At 71.7% G+C, this 17,099-nt stretch carries 16 protein-coding genes and 1 pseudogene; 12 read left to right on the top strand and 5 right to left on the bottom strand.

The features are described from left to right. Positions 1-420: 420 nt before the first annotated feature. From ACZ6CL_RS11635 to ACZ6CL_RS11610, 6 genes are all read left to right on the top strand, one after another. Complete coding sequence (locus tag ACZ6CL_RS11635; protein ID WP_468934334.1) at positions 421-861, top strand: DUF3052 domain-containing protein; 441 nt, start codon at positions 421-423, stop codon at positions 859-861. Between the two features lie 108 nt (positions 862-969). Further along, the gene (locus tag ACZ6CL_RS11630; protein WP_468934331.1) at positions 970-1,428 is read left to right on the top strand and encodes a peroxiredoxin; all 459 of its coding nucleotides are present in this window, start codon (positions 970-972) and stop codon (positions 1,426-1,428) included. A gap of 145 nt (positions 1,429-1,573) precedes the next feature. Next, positions 1,574-2,149 carry a TerD family protein gene (locus ACZ6CL_RS11625; RefSeq protein WP_468934328.1) on the top strand — a complete coding sequence of 192 codons (576 nt, stop codon included), beginning with the start codon at positions 1,574-1,576 and terminating at the stop codon, positions 2,147-2,149. Between the two features lie 158 nt (positions 2,150-2,307). Then, complete coding sequence (locus tag ACZ6CL_RS11620) at positions 2,308-2,883, top strand: TerD family protein (protein WP_468934326.1); 576 nt, start codon at positions 2,308-2,310, stop codon at positions 2,881-2,883. A gap of 51 nt (positions 2,884-2,934) precedes the next feature. Further along, the gene (locus tag ACZ6CL_RS11615) at positions 2,935-4,101 is read left to right on the top strand and encodes a DUF475 domain-containing protein (RefSeq protein ID WP_468934323.1); all 1,167 of its coding nucleotides are present in this window, start codon (positions 2,935-2,937) and stop codon (positions 4,099-4,101) included. 146 nt (positions 4,102-4,247) lie between these two features. After that, positions 4,248-4,973 (top strand): TerD family protein, encoded by a 726-nt coding sequence (locus ACZ6CL_RS11610; RefSeq protein ID WP_468934321.1) that lies wholly within the window; start codon positions 4,248-4,250, stop codon positions 4,971-4,973. A 24-nt stretch (positions 4,974-4,997) separates the two neighbouring features. On the opposite strand, the gene ACZ6CL_RS11605 is transcribed toward ACZ6CL_RS11610, so the two are convergent. Next, complete coding sequence (locus ACZ6CL_RS11605; RefSeq protein WP_468934318.1) at positions 4,998-6,050, bottom strand: TerD family protein; 1,053 nt, start codon at positions 6,048-6,050, stop codon at positions 4,998-5,000. A 222-nt stretch (positions 6,051-6,272) separates the two neighbouring features. Here ACZ6CL_RS11605 and ACZ6CL_RS11600 point away from each other — a divergent pair, with 222 nt between their 5' ends. Genes ACZ6CL_RS11600 through ACZ6CL_RS11590 form a run of 3 tightly spaced genes read left to right on the top strand, consistent with a single transcriptional unit; the run spans position 6,273 to position 11,234 of the window. Then, entirely contained in the window at positions 6,273-7,460 is a 1,188-nt protein-coding gene (locus ACZ6CL_RS11600) for an HpcH/HpaI aldolase/citrate lyase family protein (RefSeq protein WP_468934316.1), read from the top strand. Further along, positions 7,457-10,339: a phosphoribosyltransferase domain-containing protein gene (locus ACZ6CL_RS11595; RefSeq protein WP_468934314.1), complete on the top strand. Its 2,883-nt coding sequence runs from the start codon at positions 7,457-7,459 to the stop codon at positions 10,337-10,339. The genes ACZ6CL_RS11600 and ACZ6CL_RS11595 overlap by 4 nt, the downstream gene beginning before the upstream one ends. Positions 10,340-10,373: 34 nt before the next feature. Next, positions 10,374-11,234: an HAD family hydrolase gene (locus ACZ6CL_RS11590; protein WP_468934311.1), complete on the top strand. Its 861-nt coding sequence runs from the start codon at positions 10,374-10,376 to the stop codon at positions 11,232-11,234. Here the strand turns inward: ACZ6CL_RS11590 and ACZ6CL_RS11585 are convergent. Continuing rightward, on the bottom strand, positions 11,203-11,835 hold the full coding sequence (locus ACZ6CL_RS11585) for a DedA family protein (protein WP_468934310.1): 633 nt from the start codon (positions 11,833-11,835) through the stop codon (positions 11,203-11,205). The genes ACZ6CL_RS11590 and ACZ6CL_RS11585 overlap by 32 nt on opposite strands. A gap of 134 nt (positions 11,836-11,969) precedes the next feature. Between ACZ6CL_RS11585 and ACZ6CL_RS11580 the strand changes: the two genes are divergently transcribed. The 3 genes from ACZ6CL_RS11580 to ACZ6CL_RS11570 are packed head-to-tail and all read left to right on the top strand — an operon-like array spanning position 11,970 to position 14,482. Next, positions 11,970-13,217 (top strand): sensor histidine kinase, encoded by a 1,248-nt coding sequence (locus ACZ6CL_RS11580; protein WP_468934307.1) that lies wholly within the window; start codon positions 11,970-11,972, stop codon positions 13,215-13,217. Continuing rightward, complete coding sequence (locus ACZ6CL_RS11575; RefSeq protein WP_468934304.1) at positions 13,121-13,780, top strand: response regulator; 660 nt, start codon at positions 13,121-13,123, stop codon at positions 13,778-13,780. Before ACZ6CL_RS11580 ends, ACZ6CL_RS11575 begins: the two co-directional genes overlap by 97 nt. Before the next feature lie 42 nt (positions 13,781-13,822). Further along, a complete protein-coding gene (locus ACZ6CL_RS11570; RefSeq protein ID WP_468934301.1) occupies positions 13,823-14,482 on the top strand; it encodes an O-methyltransferase in 660 nt (219 codons plus the stop codon). A 246-nt stretch (positions 14,483-14,728) separates the two neighbouring features. Here ACZ6CL_RS11570 and ACZ6CL_RS11565 read toward each other — a convergent pair. From ACZ6CL_RS11565 to ACZ6CL_RS11555, 3 genes and pseudogenes are all read right to left on the bottom strand, one after another. Next, positions 14,729-15,296: pseudogene (locus ACZ6CL_RS11565) on the bottom strand (DUF4383 domain-containing protein); the annotation flags it as partial. A gap of 88 nt (positions 15,297-15,384) precedes the next feature. Next, entirely contained in the window at positions 15,385-15,606 is a 222-nt protein-coding gene (locus ACZ6CL_RS11560; RefSeq protein WP_468934299.1) for an FmdB family zinc ribbon protein, read from the bottom strand. A gap of 53 nt (positions 15,607-15,659) precedes the next feature. Next, the gene (locus ACZ6CL_RS11555; RefSeq protein ID WP_468934297.1) at positions 15,660-16,916 is read right to left on the bottom strand and encodes a hypothetical protein; all 1,257 of its coding nucleotides are present in this window, start codon (positions 16,914-16,916) and stop codon (positions 15,660-15,662) included. Positions 16,917-17,099 lie beyond the last annotated feature (183 nt).

The raw sequence follows: 17,099 nt of genomic DNA, 5'->3' as shown, positions 1-17,099 counted from the left end.
GTGTACCTCGGGTACGGGATACGTCACCTCTACCGAGTGGTAACCAATACCTGGTGAGATGGGCGCTCACTGGGCCGGAACGGTACCGGTCGGCGTGCGGTCGGCGTCGCGACGGCCAAATCGCAACCTTACGCCCACGTCCGGGGGCACCTGCGTACGGCCGTTCGGCTCCGGGCGGCGTAGGGTGTCGATACACACACGTAAGCTGGGCATAACGGGGTAATCCGGGCAGCCGCGTGCCGTTCCGTGCCGTTCCTCCCTGATGGGAGTTGCGGCGACACGTCAACGTTTGGGCGGGATCGCTGGCCGGGTACTTGCGCGATCCGCCCGGCCCGTGTGGACTACGCCCCAATGCTTCGCGTACGCGCGCGGGGCGCTGCCAGACTCGAAGAGTGAACGAAAGATGACAGGAGGCAATCCGTGAGCGCGACCGCGGACCACGCGGAGGAGCGGACCAACCCTGCCGTGAGGCTGGGTTTCCAGCCCGAGCAGGTGGTCCAGGAGATCGGCTACGACGACGATGTCGACCAGGAGCTCCGCGAGTCCATCGAGGAGATCACCGGCCAGGAGCTCGTCGACGAGGAGTACGACGATGTGGCCGATGCCGTTGTGCTGTGGTTCCGGGAGGACGACGGCGATCTGACGGACGCGCTGGTGGACGCCATCCAGATGATCGACGACGGCGCACCGGTCTGGCTGCTGACGCCCAAGACCGGCCGTGACGGCTATGTCGAGCCGAGTGACATCAACGAGGCCGCGACCACCGCGGGCCTGTCCCAGACGAAGAGCTTCAACGCGGGCAAGGACTGGACCGGCAGTCGCCTGGTCACTCCGAAGGCCGCCCGTTCGGGCAAGCGCTGAGGCCGAAGGACCTACACAACCGAGCCCCCCGCCGTTCCCTTTCGGTGGGGGGCTCGGCGCGTAGGGTGGGCGTGATCAGTCGATTTTTGATGCGAAGGGATGGCTCTCATGGCCATAGAGGTCGGTACGAAGGCTCCGGACTTCGAGCTGAAGAATCAGCACGGCGAGTCGGTCCGGCTCTCCGACTTCCGCGGCGAGAAGAACGTCGTTCTGCTCTTCTACCCGTTCGCCTTCACCGGTGTGTGCACCGGCGAGCTGTGCGCGCTCCGCGACGAGCTGCCGACGTTCGTCAATGATGACGTGCAGCTGCTCGCGGTCTCCAATGACTCGCCGTTCAGCCTGCGCGTCTTCGCCGAGCAGGAGGGTCTTGAGTACCCGCTGCTGTCGGACTTCTGGCCGCACGGTGAGGCCAGCCGCGCCTACGGCGTCTTCGACGAGGACAAGGGCTGCGCGGTGCGCGGCACCTTCGTGATCGACAAGGAGGGCGTGGTCCGCTGGACGGTCGTCAACGGCCTGCCGGACGCCCGGGACCTGAACGACTACGCCAAGGCTCTCGAAAGCCTGTAAGCGGGCAGCCCGTACCGGGCAGTCTGTACCGCGCGGCCCGCACCGGGCGGGAACCGCTCACCGGGATCGATGCGTTGAGCCTGGTGGGAAACCTTATGGAGAGAGGGGCACGCCGTGCTCCTGACGAACCTTATTGGGAGGACTCGTGGGAGTCAGCCTCAGCAAGGGCGGCAACGTCTCGCTGACCAAGGAAGCCCCTAACCTGACCGCGGTCGTCGTCGGTCTGGGCTGGGACGCCCGCACCACCACGGGCACTGACTTCGACCTCGACGCCAGTGCCCTGCTGACCAACGCCGAGGGCAAGGTCGCCAACGACCAGAACTTCGTGTTCTTCAACAACCTCAAGAGCCCCGACGGCTCCGTCGAGCACACCGGTGACAACATCACCGGTGAGGGCGAGGGCGATGACGAGCAGATCAAGGTGAACCTGGCCGGTGTCCCGGCCGAGGTCACCAAGATCGTCTTCCCGGTGTCGATCTACGACGCCGAGACGCGCCAGCAGAGCTTCGGCCAGGTGCGCAACGCGTTCATCCGCGTGGTGAACCAGGCCGACGGCAATGAGCTGGCCCGCTACGACCTCTCCGAGGACGCCTCCACCGAGACCGCCATGGTCTTCGGTGAGCTGTACCGGAACGGGGCGGAGTGGAAGTTCCGCGCCATCGGTCAGGGGTACGCCTCGGGGCTGCGCGGCATCGCGCAGGACTTCGGCGTCAACGTCTGAACCGGCTCTGGCGCCCGGCCGCAGGCCTTACGTCGTAAGCCGCCGGCCGGGCGCGCCGGGCCGCCACGTCCGGCGCCGCACCCCTGCGTCACAGCGGCGGGAGTGCGGCGCCGGATGCGCGTCGCACCACGCAATACCCCCGGGGAGGGACCAGGATCATGGGCGTCACGCTCGCCAAGGGAGGCAATGTCTCCCTTTCCAAGGCCGCGCCGAATCTCACCCAGGTGCTCGTGGGCCTGGGCTGGGATGCGCGCTCCACCACCGGAGCACCGTTCGACCTCGACGCCAGCGCGCTGCTGTGCGAGTCGGGGCGGGTGCTCGGCGATGAGTACTTCATCTTCTACAACAACCTCAAGAGCCCCGAGGGCTCCGTGGAGCACACCGGCGACAACCTCACCGGGGAGGGCGACGGCGACGACGAGTCGCTGCTGATCGACCTCAGCAAGGTCCCGGAGCGTGTCGACAAAATCGTCTTCCCGGTCTCGATCCATGACGCCGACGCCAGGCGCCAGACGTTCGGGCAGGTCAGCAACGCGTTCATCCGGGTGGTGAACCAGGCCGACGGCAATGAGCTGGCCCGCTACGACCTCTCCGAGGACGCCTCCGGCGAAACCGCGATGATCTTCGGCGAGGTCTACCGGTACAGCGGCGAGTGGAAGTTCCGGGCCGTGGGGCAGGGGTACGCGTCAGGGCTCCGGGGTATCGCTCTAGACTTCGGGGTCAACGTTTCGTAAAGCCGCGTACTAGGCGCGGGGGAGACCGTACGAAGAAGGATTGGGTTGCCAGTGCTCCTCAAAACCTTTGGTTGGTCGTTCGCCGTCACGGCGGGCGGTCTGGCCTTGGCCGGCGTCCTCTGGGGGTGGAAGGGGCTCGCGATCGTCGGGATCCTCTCGATCCTGGAGATCTCGCTCTCATTCGACAACGCGGTCATCAACGCGGGCATCCTGCGCAAGATGAACGCCTTCTGGCAGAAGATCTTCCTGACCATCGGCATTCTCATCGCCGTCTTCGGCATGCGTCTGGTCTTCCCGGTGGTCATCGTCGCGATCACGGCGAAGCTGGGGCCGATCGAGGCCGTCAACCTCGCGATCAACGACAAGGAAAAGTACGAACACCTGGTGACGGCCGCTCACCCGTCGATCGCGGCCTTCGGCGGGATGTTCCTGCTGATGATCTTCCTCGACTTCATCTTCGAGGACCGTGACATCCGCTGGCTGAGCTGGCTGGAGAAGCCGCTGTCCAAGCTCGGCAAGCTGGACACCTTCTCGGTCGTCGTGTCCCTGGCCGTGCTGCTGATCACCGCCACCACCCTCGCCACCGACGTGGCGCACGGCGGCGGTGACAAGAGCGCGACCGTACTGCTGGCCGGGGTCGCCGGTCTGATGACGTACTTGATCGTCGGCGGGGTCTCCGAGTTCTTCGAGAACAAGCTCGAAGAGGACGAAGACGACGAGGACGAGGACGGCGCGGACGGCAAGGACGCCGCCGCCGAGAAGAAGCCCGCCGGTGAGCGCGGCAGCAGCGGCGCCACGGTGGTCGGCCTGGCGGGCAAGGCCGCGTTCTTCATGTTCCTCTACCTCGAGGTCATCGACGCCTCGTTCTCCTTCGACGGCGTGATCGGCGCCTTCGCGATCACCAACGACATCTTCGAGATGGCGCTGGGTCTGGGCATCGGCGCGATGTACATCCGTTCGCTGACGGTCTACCTGGTCCGCCAGGGCACCCTGGACGACTACGTTTACCTGGAGCACGGCGCGCACTACGCCATCGGCGCGCTGGCCGCCATCCTGCTGGTCACCATCAAGTTCGAGATCAACGAGGTCATCACGGGCGGGGTGGGCATCGCCCTCATCGCCGCCTCGTACTGGTCCTCGGTCGTCCGCAACCGCCGGGAGGGACACGGCGGCGGAGCCGGATCAGAGGAGAAAACGGAAGTCACGTCCGGAGTCTGAGCAGTCCGACCGCCGGAGTGTGACGCACCGGCGTTTGAGGAACGCTCTCAGCGGGGCGGCCGAGGTCTTTGGACCTCCCGGCCGCCCCGCTGCTCATGGAGCGGTGGAGAAGGCAGTGGGAGCCACGAAGGGTGGGGGTGCGCACGATGGCGTTCTGGAGCAACTGGGGGCGGTCCGCGTGGCGCGAGTTCGAGAGCGGCGACGCGACCGGAGCGGTCGAGCTGACCAAGCGGAATTCGAGCATCTCGCTGACCAAACAGGGCGCCGCCAGCGGCAACCTGCGGATCAACCTGTCCTGGCAGATGCGGACCTCGGACTTCAACAGCAAGGGGCCCAGCCTGCTGCGCCATCCGCTGCAGATGTTCAAGCCGCAGGTGGTGCAGGCCCAGGGGCCCGCCATGGTCAACGTCGACCTGGACCTGGCCGTCATGTACGAGCTGAAGAGCGGCGCCAAGGGCGTGGTCCAGCCACTCGGCGACTTCTTCGGCAACCTCAACGAGGCGCCGTACGTCAAGCTCAGCGGGGATGACCGGTTCGGCTCCGGCATGGGCGAGACGATCTACATCAACCTGGACCACAAGGACGACATCAAGCGTCTGCTCGTCTTCGTCTACATCTACGACGGCACCCCCGCCTTCGACCGTACGCACGGCATGGTCACGCTCTTCCCCAGCAACGGCCCGCGAGTGGAGATCGCGCTCGACGAGCGGGCCCCGCAGGCCCGCTCCTGCGCCGTGGTCATGCTGGAGAACGTCAAGGGCGAGATCATCGTCCGCCGCGAGGTGAAGTACGTGTACGGCTTCCAGGCCGAGCTGGACCGGCTCTACGGGTGGGGCCTCCAGTGGGGCCGCGGCTACAAGTCGAAGGTGTAGCCGCTGCCGCCACCGGCTGTCGCGCTAGCGGTTCTGGAACTGAGGTCCCTGCGGCGGCAGGGTGAAGTTGGGGTCCGGGAACGGCATCGGCAGCGGCGGCGGGGGCGGCGGATCGGTCCGCTGCACCTGCTGCGGATAGCCGTACGCGGGCGGCTGCGGGTATCCGTACGACGGCTGCTGCGGGTAGCCGTACGCGGGCTGGGCCGGGGGCGGGGCGGGCTGCTGCGGGTAGGCCGCCGCCGGGGGGTGCGGAGGCGCCTGTGGCGGTACGGGAGGCTGCGGCGGCAGGTAGTAGTCGCTGTCGCCCGCCGCGCCGCCCGTGGTGGCGCCCTGCGCGGCGGAGAACGGCTGGGTCGCCTGCGGGTCCCAGGGGTCGGGCTGCGGCAGGGGGCGCGGGTGCGGCAGGGCGGCCGTCTCGGCCTGGCTGGGGGTCGGGCCCGGGTCCGGCGGGGACAGCGGCTCGGCCAGGCCGCCCTCCGGCTCCTCGGCGCCCTGGCCGGTGCCCCGGTCGCGCACCGCGTCCGGGCCCTCGCCGTCGTCCACCGAGATGCCGTACTCCGTGGCCAGCCCGACCAGTCCGGTCTCGTAGCCCTGCCCCAGCGCGCGGAACTTCCAGCTGTCCCCGCGCCGGTACAGCTCGCCGCAGATCAGCGCGGCCTCCTTGCCGGTCTCCGGCAGCACCGCGAAGATCGCCAGCGGCTCCTCGGCGGCCGACGGCGACGCGTCGTACAGCAGCAGGCTCAGATCCCGGACCTGCCCGAAGGTGCCGCCGTCCGCGGATGCCGCCAGCACCACCCGGTGGACCTCCGGCTCCAGCGCGGTCAGCTCGGCCTCGATGGTGTCCGTCAGTCCCTCGGGCGCCTGCTTCTTGGGCAGGTGCCGGACCAGGCCCGAGGGATGCCGTGGCTGGTTGTAGAAGACGAAGTCCTCGTCCGAGCGCACGCGGTCGTCCCCGTTCAGCAGCAGGGCCGAGGCGTCGACGTCCGGCACGTCCGTGCCGGGGGTCCAGCGCAGCACCGCGCGTATGGCCGTGGCCTCGAGCGGGATGTTCGATCCCTTCAGCATCGCGTGCGTCATGGCCGTAATCCTGCCCTCCCGCCCGGTGCCCAGACAACGCAGGGGGCCGGGAAGTGCTGGTGGGATGCGGCAGGACGGGCATGCCGGATACCGGAGCGACGCATAGGAGTTACGCGATTTTCACGGTCTTGGGGAACTTTTGACCAGGGCTCGGACGTACGATAATCGGCCACCCGAGGGTCGCGTGGGCCCGGGTGGGGAACTGGTAGTGCGGGGAGAAACATGCGGCATTTTGGACATCTGCCGGACGAGGTGCGGACGCGTCTCTTCCATCAGCAGCCCATCGAGTTCTCGGTCGACTCACCGGCCCGAACTCTCGCCGTCGCCCTCGGCGCCACCCTCTACAGTCCCGCCACCCGGCCCGCCCTCGCCGAAGACATCCTCAAACAGGCAGGTCAGGGCGTTGTCTCCATGGTGCTGTGCCTGGAGGACTCGATCCATGACGCCGAGGTGCCGGGCGCCGAGGAGAACCTCGTGCGGCAGTTCGCCGTCCTCGCCGAGCGCGGCGCGGCCACCGATCTGCCGCTGCTCTTCATCCGGGTACGCACGCCTGAGCAGATCGTCGACCTCGTCCGGCGGCTCGGACCGGCCGTGCGGCTGCTGTCCGGATTCGTACTGCCCAAGTTCACCGAGGAGCGCGGTGTTCCGTTCCTGGAGGCGCTGATATCGGCCGAAAACCGTGAGGTGGCCGAGGTGTTGGGGAGCCGGCGGCTGTACGCGATGCCGGTCCTGGAGTCGCCCGAGCTGATGCACCGCGAGACCCGCACCGACACCCTCGCCGGGATCGGCCGGGTCGTCGACAAATACCGGGAGCGGGTGCTGGCGCTGCGGCTCGGGGTGACCGACCTGTGCTCCGCGTACGCGCTGCGCCGGGCGCCCGACATGACCGCGTACGACCTCCAGCTCGTCGCCTCCGTCATCGGCGACGTGGTGAACATGCTGGGCCGGGCCGACGGCACCGGATTCATCGTCACCGGCCCGGTGTGGGAGTACTTCAAGCAGCACGAGCGCATGTTCAAACCGCAGCTCCGGCTCAGCCCCTTCTCCGGGCGCGCCGAATCGCTGCGCGCCGCGCTCATCGAGCACGACATGGACGGACTGCTGCGCGAAATCGAACTCGACCGGGCCAACGGGCTGCAGGGCAAGACCTGCATCCACCCCACCCACGTCGCCCCGGTGCACGCCCTGTCCGTCGTCAGCCACGAGGAGTTCAGCGACGCGGTGGACATCCTCGAACCCGAGCGCTGCGGGGGCGGTGTGCTGCGCTCCTCGTACACCAACAAAATGAACGAGGTGAAACCGCACCGGGCCTGGGCCGAACGGACCCTGCAGCGCGCCGAGGTCTTCGGCGTCGCCCGGGAGGACGTGAGCTTCGTGGAACTGCTGGCCGCCGGCCTGCGGACCGCATGAGAGGAATTGAGGCAGACAGCGTGGTGTGGTCGGGACAGTGGGTCGCGGACCGGCTCGGCGTACGGCTCGACGGCGACGGGCAGTTGCCCGGGCTGCTCGGGCTGGCGCTGCGGCGCAACCCCAAGCGGGCGCATCTGCTCGTGTCGAACGTGCTCGGCAAACACGTGCCCCAGCGGCCCGCCACCGTCCACGGCGCGGGCGTGGCGCTCGGGCAGGAGGTGCGCGCCCTGCTGGGCGACGAGGCGGCGGCCCGCGCCGTCGTCCTCGGCTACGCCGAGACGGCCACCGGCCTCGGCCACAGCGTCGCGGACGGCCTGGCCCTCGCCCCGTATCTGCACTCGACCCGCCGCCCGGTCACGGGCGTGCCCACGGTGGGCGGCTTCGAGGAGGAGCACAGCCACGCCACGTCCCATCTGCTGCTTCCGGAGGACCCCCGGCTGCTGGCCACGGACGGCCCGCTGGTCCTGGTGGACGACGAGTTCTCCACCGGCCGCACCGTCCTCAACACCATCGCGGCCCTCCACCGCCGCTTCCCCCGCGACTGCTACGTGGTGGTCGCCCTGGTCGACATGCGCTCCCCCGAGGACCGCGCCCACCTGGACGCCTTCGCGTCCGACCTGGGCGCCCGCGTGGACCTCGTCTCCGCCGCGACCGGCACGGTCCGCCTCCCGGCCGACGTCCTGGAACGCGGCCGCGCCCTGGTGGCGGCCCACGGCACGGCCGCACCGGGCCCGGGCGCGCCCGCCGCGCCCCCGGCCGCCGGGGACGGGTCCGCAGCCCCCGCCGACGAGCCCGGGCCGCCCGGATCGGTGGGGGCGCGCCGGTCGGGCGACACCCCGGGGGCCGTACGGGTCGAGCTGGGCTGGCCGGAGGGCCTGCCGGACGGCGGCCGCCACGGCTTCACCCCCGCCCACCGCACCCGCCTGGAGGCCGCGCTTCCGGCCATGGCGGCGCGTATCGCCGAGGCGCTGACCGCCGCCGCTGACGCCACCGGTCTGCCGGATCGGGCGGGCGCGGCCTCGGCATCGCCGCCCGCCGGGGCGCCCGGACCGGACGTGGCCGACACAGGGCCGGGCTCACCCGCCCCCGCCGTGCCGCCCGCTGAGCGCTCGGCCCCCGCGCCCGCCGGGGCGCCCGGGTGGGGCGGTGGCGCCCCGGCCGACCGCTCGGCGCCTGCCGTGCCGCCCGCCGACCGCTCGGCGCCCGCCGGGTCGGTGCCCGCACCGGCCCAGGCGGTGGACGCCGCCGGTGCCTCCGGGCTGCCGGGCCGGGAACCCCGCGCCGCCGAGCCGCGCAGCGTCCTCGTGCTCGGCTTCGAGGAGTTGATGTACGCGCCGCTGCGGATCGCCGGGGCACTGGAGGGGGTGCTCGGCGGGGGCGAGGTGCGGTATTCGACTACCACACGGTCGCCCGTGCTCGCCGTGGACGACCCCGGTTACGCGATCCGTACCGCGCTCACCTTCCCCGCCCATGACACCCCCGCCGATGGGCCCGGGCAGCGCTACGCCTACAACGTGGCGCCCGGCGCCGACCCCGCGCGCCGCTTCGACGCGGTCGTCGCCGTCGTCGACTCGGCCGCCGACACCCCCGCGCTGCACGCCCCCGACGGGCTGCTCGCGCGGCTGGCCGCGCACACCGACCGGCTGCTGCTGGCCGTCGTCCCCTCGTACGTACCACCTCCCCCCGCTCCCACCCCCGCTCCCGTCCCCGAACGACAGGCCCCCTTCATGCACCAACCGCCGCCCGAGCCCCTGCGCGGTCCCGCGTTCTCGTCCTACGCCGCCGACGACGTCGGCTGGCTGCTCCAGGACTTCTCCCACGTCACCCTCGAAGCCCCCACCGAGGAGCGCGAGGAGGCGATCCAGAGCGGCGGGGCGCACTACGCCGAGTCGCTGCCCGTCGAGTACCAGCCCAGCGAGGACTACCAGGAGCTGTTCCGCGCCGCGCTCGACACCTCCGCCGCCCGCATCGCCCGCGCGGTCGGCACCGTCACCGAGACCGTGCTCGCCGAGCGCTCCCCGCGCCCCGTCCTCGTCTCGCTCGCCCGGGCAGGCACCCCCGTCGGCGTGCTGATGCGCCGCTGGGCGCGCCACGCCCACGGGCTCGACCTGCCGCACTACGCGATCTCCATCGTGCGCGGGCGCGGCATCGACACCGCCGCGCTGCGCTGGCTGGCCGACCACCACGACCCGGCCGACGTCGTCTTCGTCGACGGCTGGACGGGCAAGGGCGCGATCACCCGCGAGCTGTCGGACGCCCTCGCCCCGTACCCCGGCTTCGACCCGCGGATCGCCGTCCTCGCCGACCCTGGCCGCTGCGTCGACACCTACGGCACCCGTGACGACTTCCTCGTCCCCTCCGCGTGCCTCAACTCGACCGTATCCGGGCTGATATCGCGCACCGTGCTCCGCGCCGACCTCGTCGGGCCGGACGACTTCCACGGCGCGAAGTTCTACCGCGAGCTGGCCGGTGTGGACCTCTCCGGCGACTTCCTCGACGCCATCACGGCCCGCTTCGCGGAGGTCGCCGACGACGTGGCGGCCGACGCGAAGGAGCTGGCCGCCGCCGACCGCACCCCGACCTGGGAGGGGTGGCGGGCCGTCGAGCGGATCAGCGAGGAGTACGGCATCCACGACGTCAACCTCGTCAAGCCGGGCGTCGGCGAGACGACGCGCGTGCTGCTGCGCCGCGTCCCGTGGAAGATCCTCGCCAAGCGGGGCGCGGGCGCGGACCTGGACCACGTACGGCTGCTCGCGGAGCAGCGCGGTGTGCCGGTCGAAGAGACGGACGGCCTGCCGTACACCTGCGTGGGGCTGATCCACCCGCGCTACACACGAGGCGCCACGGGCGCGGACGGCAAGGCGGTGGCGTCGAGATGAACGCACTGATGACCTACGCGGCGGAGGCGGCCCGATGACGGTTCTGGTGGCAAGTGATCTCGACCGCACGCTGATCTACTCGGCGGCGGCGCTCGGGCTGGACATGCCCGACGCCCAGGCGCCCCGGCTGCTGTGCGTCGAGGTGTACGAGGGCAAGCCGCTGTCGTACATGACGGAGACCGCGGCCGGGCTGGTCGCGGAGCTGGCCCGTACCGCCGTCTTCGTACCGACGACCACCCGCACCCCCGAGCAGTACCGGCGGGTCCATCTCCCCGGCCCCGCCCCCCGCTTCGCGATCTGCGCGAACGGCGGCCATCTGCTGGTCGACGGCGAGTCCGACCCCGAGTGGCACGCGAGCGTGCGCGGCGCCCTGGCCGACGCGTGCGCCCCCCTGGACGAGGTCCGCGCCCACCTGACCGCCACCGCCGACCCGTCCTGGCTGCTCAAGGAGCGGGTCGCGGAGGACCTGTTCGCGTACCTGGTCGTGGAGCGGAAGCTGCTGCCCGACGAATACGTCAAGGAGCTGGCCGTGTGGGCGGAGCCGCGCGGCTGGACCGTCTCGCTCCAGGGCCGCAAGATCTACGCCGTACCGAAGCCGCTCACCAAGAGCGCGGCCGTCGCCGAGGTCAAGCGCCGCACGGGTGCGGACCAGGTGCTCACCGCGGGCGACTCGTTCCTCGACGCCGACCTGCTGGAGACCGCCGACCACGCCTGGCGCCCCGGCCACGGCGAACTGGCCACCGCGGGCTGGACGGCACCGCGGGTCACGGCGGTCGAGGAGCAGGGCGTCGCGGCGGGCGAGGCGATCGCCGGCGCCCTGTCCGAACACGCCTCCCTGCACCGGGCGAAGGCCCGCCGCGAGGTCATCCGCGCCGTCTCCCGCGGCCGGGCCTGACGAGCGTTGCGAACCGGGTGGCGGCGAAGCCGAGCGCCGCGAGCGCGGCGGCGCCCAGCACGGCCTTGGAGTACACCGAGACGTAGTCCGTCACCCGGTGCCAGTTGTCGCCTAGCGCGTAACCGGCCAGCACGAAGGCCGCGTTCCAGATCAGACTGCCGAGGGTGGTGAGGGCGAGGAAGACCGGGACCGGCATCCGCTCGATGCCCGCCGGTACCGAGATCATGCTGCGGAAGATCGGGATCATGCGGCCGAAGAAGACCGCCTTGGTGCCGTGCCGCTGGAACCACCGCTCGGTCCGGTCGACGTCGGCGGCCTTCACCAGCGGCAGCCGCGCGGCGATCGCGCGGGTCCGGTCCCGGCCGAGCAGCGCGCCCACCCCGTACAGGGCGAGCGCGCCGACGACCGAACCCGCCGTGGTCCACAGCAGCGCGGCGTACAGGTTCATCCGCCCCTGACCCGCCGCGAACCCGGCGAGCGGCAGGATCACCTCGCTGGGCAGCGGCGGGAACAGGTTCTCCAGGGCGATGGCGGCGCCCGCGCCCGGCGCCCCGAGGGCGTCCATGAGGCCGGTGGCCCAGTCGGTGATGCGATCAGTCATGCCACGGAACGCTAGGAATCGGCGCCCCGCCGGACCATGAGGCGGCCCGCCCGGTCGTACGGGCCCGCACCGCACCCACAACCTGCGGAAATCCTCAGTGTGCGGGTGGGTGGCGGCGGCTAGCGTTGCGGTCCATGGGGACGGGTCGGTCGGTGGGGAAGTGGTTACGGCACGGGCTGCGACGGGTGGCCGGGCTCCTGCTCGGCGCGGGCACCGCCCTCGCCGAACTGCTGTACACCGCGGCCGCGGGGCTGACCCTGCTGTGCCTGACCACCCGGCCGCGCGCCCGCGCCCGCGTGCTGCGCCCGCTGACGGCAGGAGCCCGGAGGCTCACCGAGGCGGAACGCCGCAGGCTGGCCCGCTTCCTCGATGCCGAGATCACCCCCGAGTACGGCGGCGAGCAGGCGCTGCGCTACCTCGCCATGCGCTGGGCGCTGGGCCTGCTCGGCGGTGTGGTGCCGGTGCTGGCCGCTATCGGCGCCGCGTACGGCTCGCTCCTGCTGTGGGGTGTGCCGGTGCTCGGCGGCGACCGGTGGGGCGACCTCGTCCTGTCCGGGGTCAGCGGCGTCGTTCTGTTCATCCTCGCGGCGCAGGGCATCGTGGCGGTCGCGGCCTGGGAGGGGCAGCTCGCCCGGCAGCTGCTCGGCCCCAGCCCGCAGGATGCCCTGCACCACCGCATCGAGGAGCTGGCCGCCAGCCGCGCCGGGGTCGTGGACGCCGTGGACGAGGAGCGGCGGCGCATCGAACGCGATCTGCACGACGGGGTGCAGCAGCGGCTCGTCGCGCTCGGCATGCTGCTGGGCCGGGCGCGCCGCAGCCAGGACGCGGAGCGGGCACACGCCCTGCTCGTCCAGGCCCACGAGGAGAGCCGTCAGGCCCTCAGCGACCTGCGCGAGGTGGCGTGGCGCGTCTACCCGGCCGCGCTGGACGAGGCCGGGCTGCGGGTGGCGCTGGAGGGGGTGGCCGAGCGGTCGGCGATCCCGGTCCGGCTGGAGTACGAGCCGGCCGCGGAACCGGGTACGACGGTCCGTACGGTCGCGTACTTCGTCGTCTCCGAGGCCGTCACGAACGCGGTCAAGCACTCGGGCGCGTCCCGTATCGACGTCGCGCTGACCCATGAGGCCGCGGACACCCTCCTCGTACGGATCACCGACAACGGCACCGGAGGTGCCGACCCGGCGGGCGGCGGTCTGCTCGGGCTGGCGCGCCGGGCCGCCGCGCTCGACGGCCGGCTCCGGGTGGTCAGCCCGCCCGGCGGCCCCACCACCATCACCGCGGAGCTGCCATGCCTGCCCCCTTGCGCGTCATCCTGGCCGACGACTCGACCCTGCTGCGCGAGGGCCTGGTGCGGCTGCTCGCCGACGAGGGCCACGAGGTGGTGACCGCGGTCGGCGACGGCACCGCGCTGATCGAGGCCGTGGACCGGGCCCCGGACGTGGACGCCGTCGTCGTGGACGTCCGCATGCCGCCCACCCACACCGACGAGGGGCTGCGGGCGGCCCTGGAGATCCGGCGGCGGCATCCGGCGGTCGGGGTGCTCGTCCTGTCCCAGTACGTCGAGAAGCGGTACGCGACCGAGCTGCTGAGCGGCCCGGGCGAGGGCGTCGGCTATCTCCTCAAGGACCGGGTCGTCCAGGTCGACGAGTTCCTCGACGCCCTGGACCGGGTCGCCGCGGGCCGCGCCGCGTTCGACCCCGAGGTCGTCCGCCGGCTGCTCTCCCGCAGCACCCACACCGACCCGCTCGCCCGGCTCACCCCGCGCGAGCGCGACGTACTCGACGCGATGGCCGAGGGCCACGCCAACGCCACGATCGCCGAGCGGCTGCACGTGTCGCGCAGCGCCGTCGAGAAGCACATCAACGCGATCTTCGACAAGCTCGAACTCCCCGGCAGCTCGGGATACTCGCGCCGCGTTCTGGCGGTACTGCGCTACCTGGGAAGCTGAAAATAAGGAGCGGACTGGACCCGGATTGAGAGAGGCTGAACCATGGCCGAGACCAAGAGCACCCCGATCACCAGCGAGTTGTACGCCTACATGCTGGCCCACAACCCGCCGCTCGACCCGGTACAGCGCGAACTCGCCGACGTGACGCACGCACGGCTGCCGGAGTACGCCGGGATGCTGTCCGCCGAGGAGCAGGGGCCGCTGCTGGCGTTCCTGGTCCGGCTGACCGGCGCCCGGCACATCGTCGAGGTCGGCACCTTCACCGGCTTCTCCGCGCTGTCGATGGCGCGGGCCCTGCCCGCCGACGGCACGCTGGTCGCCCTCGACGTATCGGAGGAGTGGACCGCGTACGGGCGCGAGGCGTGGGCCAAGGCGGGGGTCGCCGACCGTATCGACCTGCGGATCGCGCCCGCGCTGGACTCCCTGCGCGCGATGCCCGCCGAGCCGCACATCGACCTCGTCTACCTCGACGCGGACAAGGGCAACTACATCCCGTACTGGGAGGAGCTGGTACCGCGGCTGAACCCGGGCGGGCTGATCGTCGCGGACAACGTCTTCTACCACGGGGACGTCATCGACCCGGCGGCCACCGGCGGCGGCGCCGCCATCAAGGAGTTCAACGACCATGTGGCGGCCGATGACCGCATGGAGGCGGTCATGCTCACGATTGCCGACGGTCTGACCCTGGCTCGCCGCCGCTGACCTGCCGCCCGCGGCGATGGCGGCGGGGGAGACGCGGCCAGTGGCGCTCGGGGGAGTGGGCTTCCGCGTCCTCCGGCGCCCGGTCCAGCTTCCCCCACTTCCCGGGCGGCTGCCCGCCTTCCTCCGCCCTGCGGTCGACGGCCTCCTCGCCGCCCACGTGGTCCACCATGCTCCGCTGGCCCGGCTGCTCCGGCCGGTCCGGCGCCACTCCGCCCTCCCCGGCCCGCCGCCGGGCGGCCACGATCTCGCGCGCCCGGGCCTCGCGCTGGGCCTGCTCGGGGTGGCGGGCGATCCAGTACGGGTTGTCATGCGGCAGCTTGCTGCTGACCCTCCCGTACATCCCGAACCACATCAGCATCAGGCCCACCACAAAGCTGAACAGCACGTTCTGCAGCCGGAAGGCCAGGAAGTTGAAGCTGGTCTCCAACAGCGCGAGATTGACGAATCCGCTCAGCAGGAAGAGCACCCCGAGCACCATATTGAGCGTCGAGGCGAAATTGCCGCCGATGACCATGCCGACGAAGAGCAGCGCCCCGATGGCGATGGACAGCACGCTCAGCGCGCCGTTGGTGTTCAGCTCGGCGACGGTGGCGCCGCCGGTGTCGAAGAACCCGATGTTGTCGGTCAGCCCGAGGATCCCGAAGGCGACCAGGACCAGCCCCATCAGCCCCGCACCGAGGCGGTAGACCCGGCTCAGCCGGTGGTCGACCGGCAGGTGCTCGTCCAGCTTGGTGTGCCCGCCGATCCGCTCCGGAAAATGCCGGGCGGTGCCCGCGGGGTGCGGACCGATGGGGGAGGGGCGGCCAGTAGCCATGTCGGCCTCCTAACCGGCGAGGCCGTACCCGCGGTGGGTACGCGGGGGTACGTACCGAATTACGCACCCCCTGACGTACCTCCCAGGATCAGCCGCAGCACCCGCCCCCGCAACATCCGCCCCCACCACCGGCGGGCGCGGCCGGTGCGGAGGAGGAGGCGGAGCCGCCGGTGACGGCGACGGTCGACAGCAGCTTCACCGTGTCCTCATGCCCTTCGGGGCAGGACGCGGGCGCCGAGGACTCGGCCATGGGCCGGTTCAGCTCGAAGGTGTTCCCGCAGGCGCGGCAGCGGTATTCGTAGCGAGGCATGTCAGGAGCATAACCACCCCGAACACCCCCAGAACCCCGTTCCCGGGACCGGCTCAGCCCGCTGCCCCGCCGCCCAGCTCGTCGCGGATCTCCCGTACCACCCGGGCGACCGACTGCCGGACCGCCTCCGTCTCCGTGAGGAAGTGCCACCAGTCCGGGTGCCGCCCCTCCAGCCCCGCGACCGCCCGCTCCAGCCGCGCCACCGCGTCGTCCAGCGGGCGGGCGTGGCGGGGGTCGGGGGTGCTGCGCCCGGCCATGGCCAGCCGCTGTGCGTCGCGGATCGCGAAACGGGTGCGCTCGATCTCCTTGTCCTGGTTGAACGACACCTCATCCAGCCGCCGCAGCCGGTCCCCGGCCGCCGATACCGCCTCGTCCGTGGTGTTCAGCAGCGCCCGAACCGTGCTGAGCAGCGCCGTGGCGTCCGGCCAGCGCTGCTCCTGGCGCGCCGCCCGCGCCTCGCCGAGCTTCGCCTCGGCCTGTTCCACATCGCGCGCCGCCTGCCCGGGCACGGACTGCAGATCCTGCCAGCAGGCCGCGCTGTAGCGGCGGCGCAGCTCGCTGAGCACCGGTTCCACCCCGGCGGCCCGGGTGGTGATCGCCTGGGCGCGGGTACGCAGCGACACCAGCCGCCGGTCTATCTCGGCCGCCCGCTCCGGCAGCCGCTCCGCCTCCCCGCGGACGGCCTCCGCCCGGCGCAGCACGTCGTCCGCGCGCCGGATGGTCTCCTGCACGCCGTGCTGCCCGGCGCCCTGGTTCAGCTTGGTCAGCTCGGGCGACAGCGCCGCCAGCCGCGCGGCCAGATCGTCCGCCCGCAGCCCGGAGCCGCGTACCTCGTCCAGCGCGTTCGTGGCCGCCAGCAGCGCCTGCCGCGCCCGCTCCACCGCGGGCGCCAGCCGCGCGAGCTGCGTCTCGGCCTGCTGGAGCAGCGCCCCCAGCCCCTGCTCGAACCGGTCCAGGTCCGCCTTGGTCCGCCGCAGCTCGTCCCGCGCCCGGGTCAGCTCCGCCCGCGCCCGCCCGGCCGCCGCCGCGTCCAGCCCGTCGCGGTCCAGGTCATGCGCGTCCACGGCGGTGATGTAGTCGTGGCTGACCTGGTCGATCCGCTGCCCGAGCGCCGCGAAGTCGGCGGCGGCCCGGCGGGCGGCGGGGGAGTCGTCCACCGCCGTGATCGTCTCGATCGAGATCCGCAGATCCCGCTGCGCGGTGTCCAGCTCGTAGAACGCGGCCGCCGCGGCATCCTTCGCCGCCTGAGCCTCCGCCCGCTGGCTCTCCCCGCGTCCCCCGAACCACCGCCGCGCAGGTGTCGCCGCCACTTACCTCTCCCAATGGATCGCCCGGCCCGGATGTCATTCTCCCACCCACCAGGGACGAACACAGAGGTCGGTACGGTTCGCGTCCCGGGCTTTCTTCCCGCCGCCTTCTCGCCGTCTTCGCGCCGCGAACGGGCGCCCCCACCGGATTGCGGCGCCACCCCGCGAACAGGGTAGGCTGGCAGC

The sequence above is a fragment of the Streptomyces sp. NPDC041200 genome, assembly GCF_055591805.1.
This window is presented reverse-complemented; position numbering and strand designations above follow the sequence as displayed.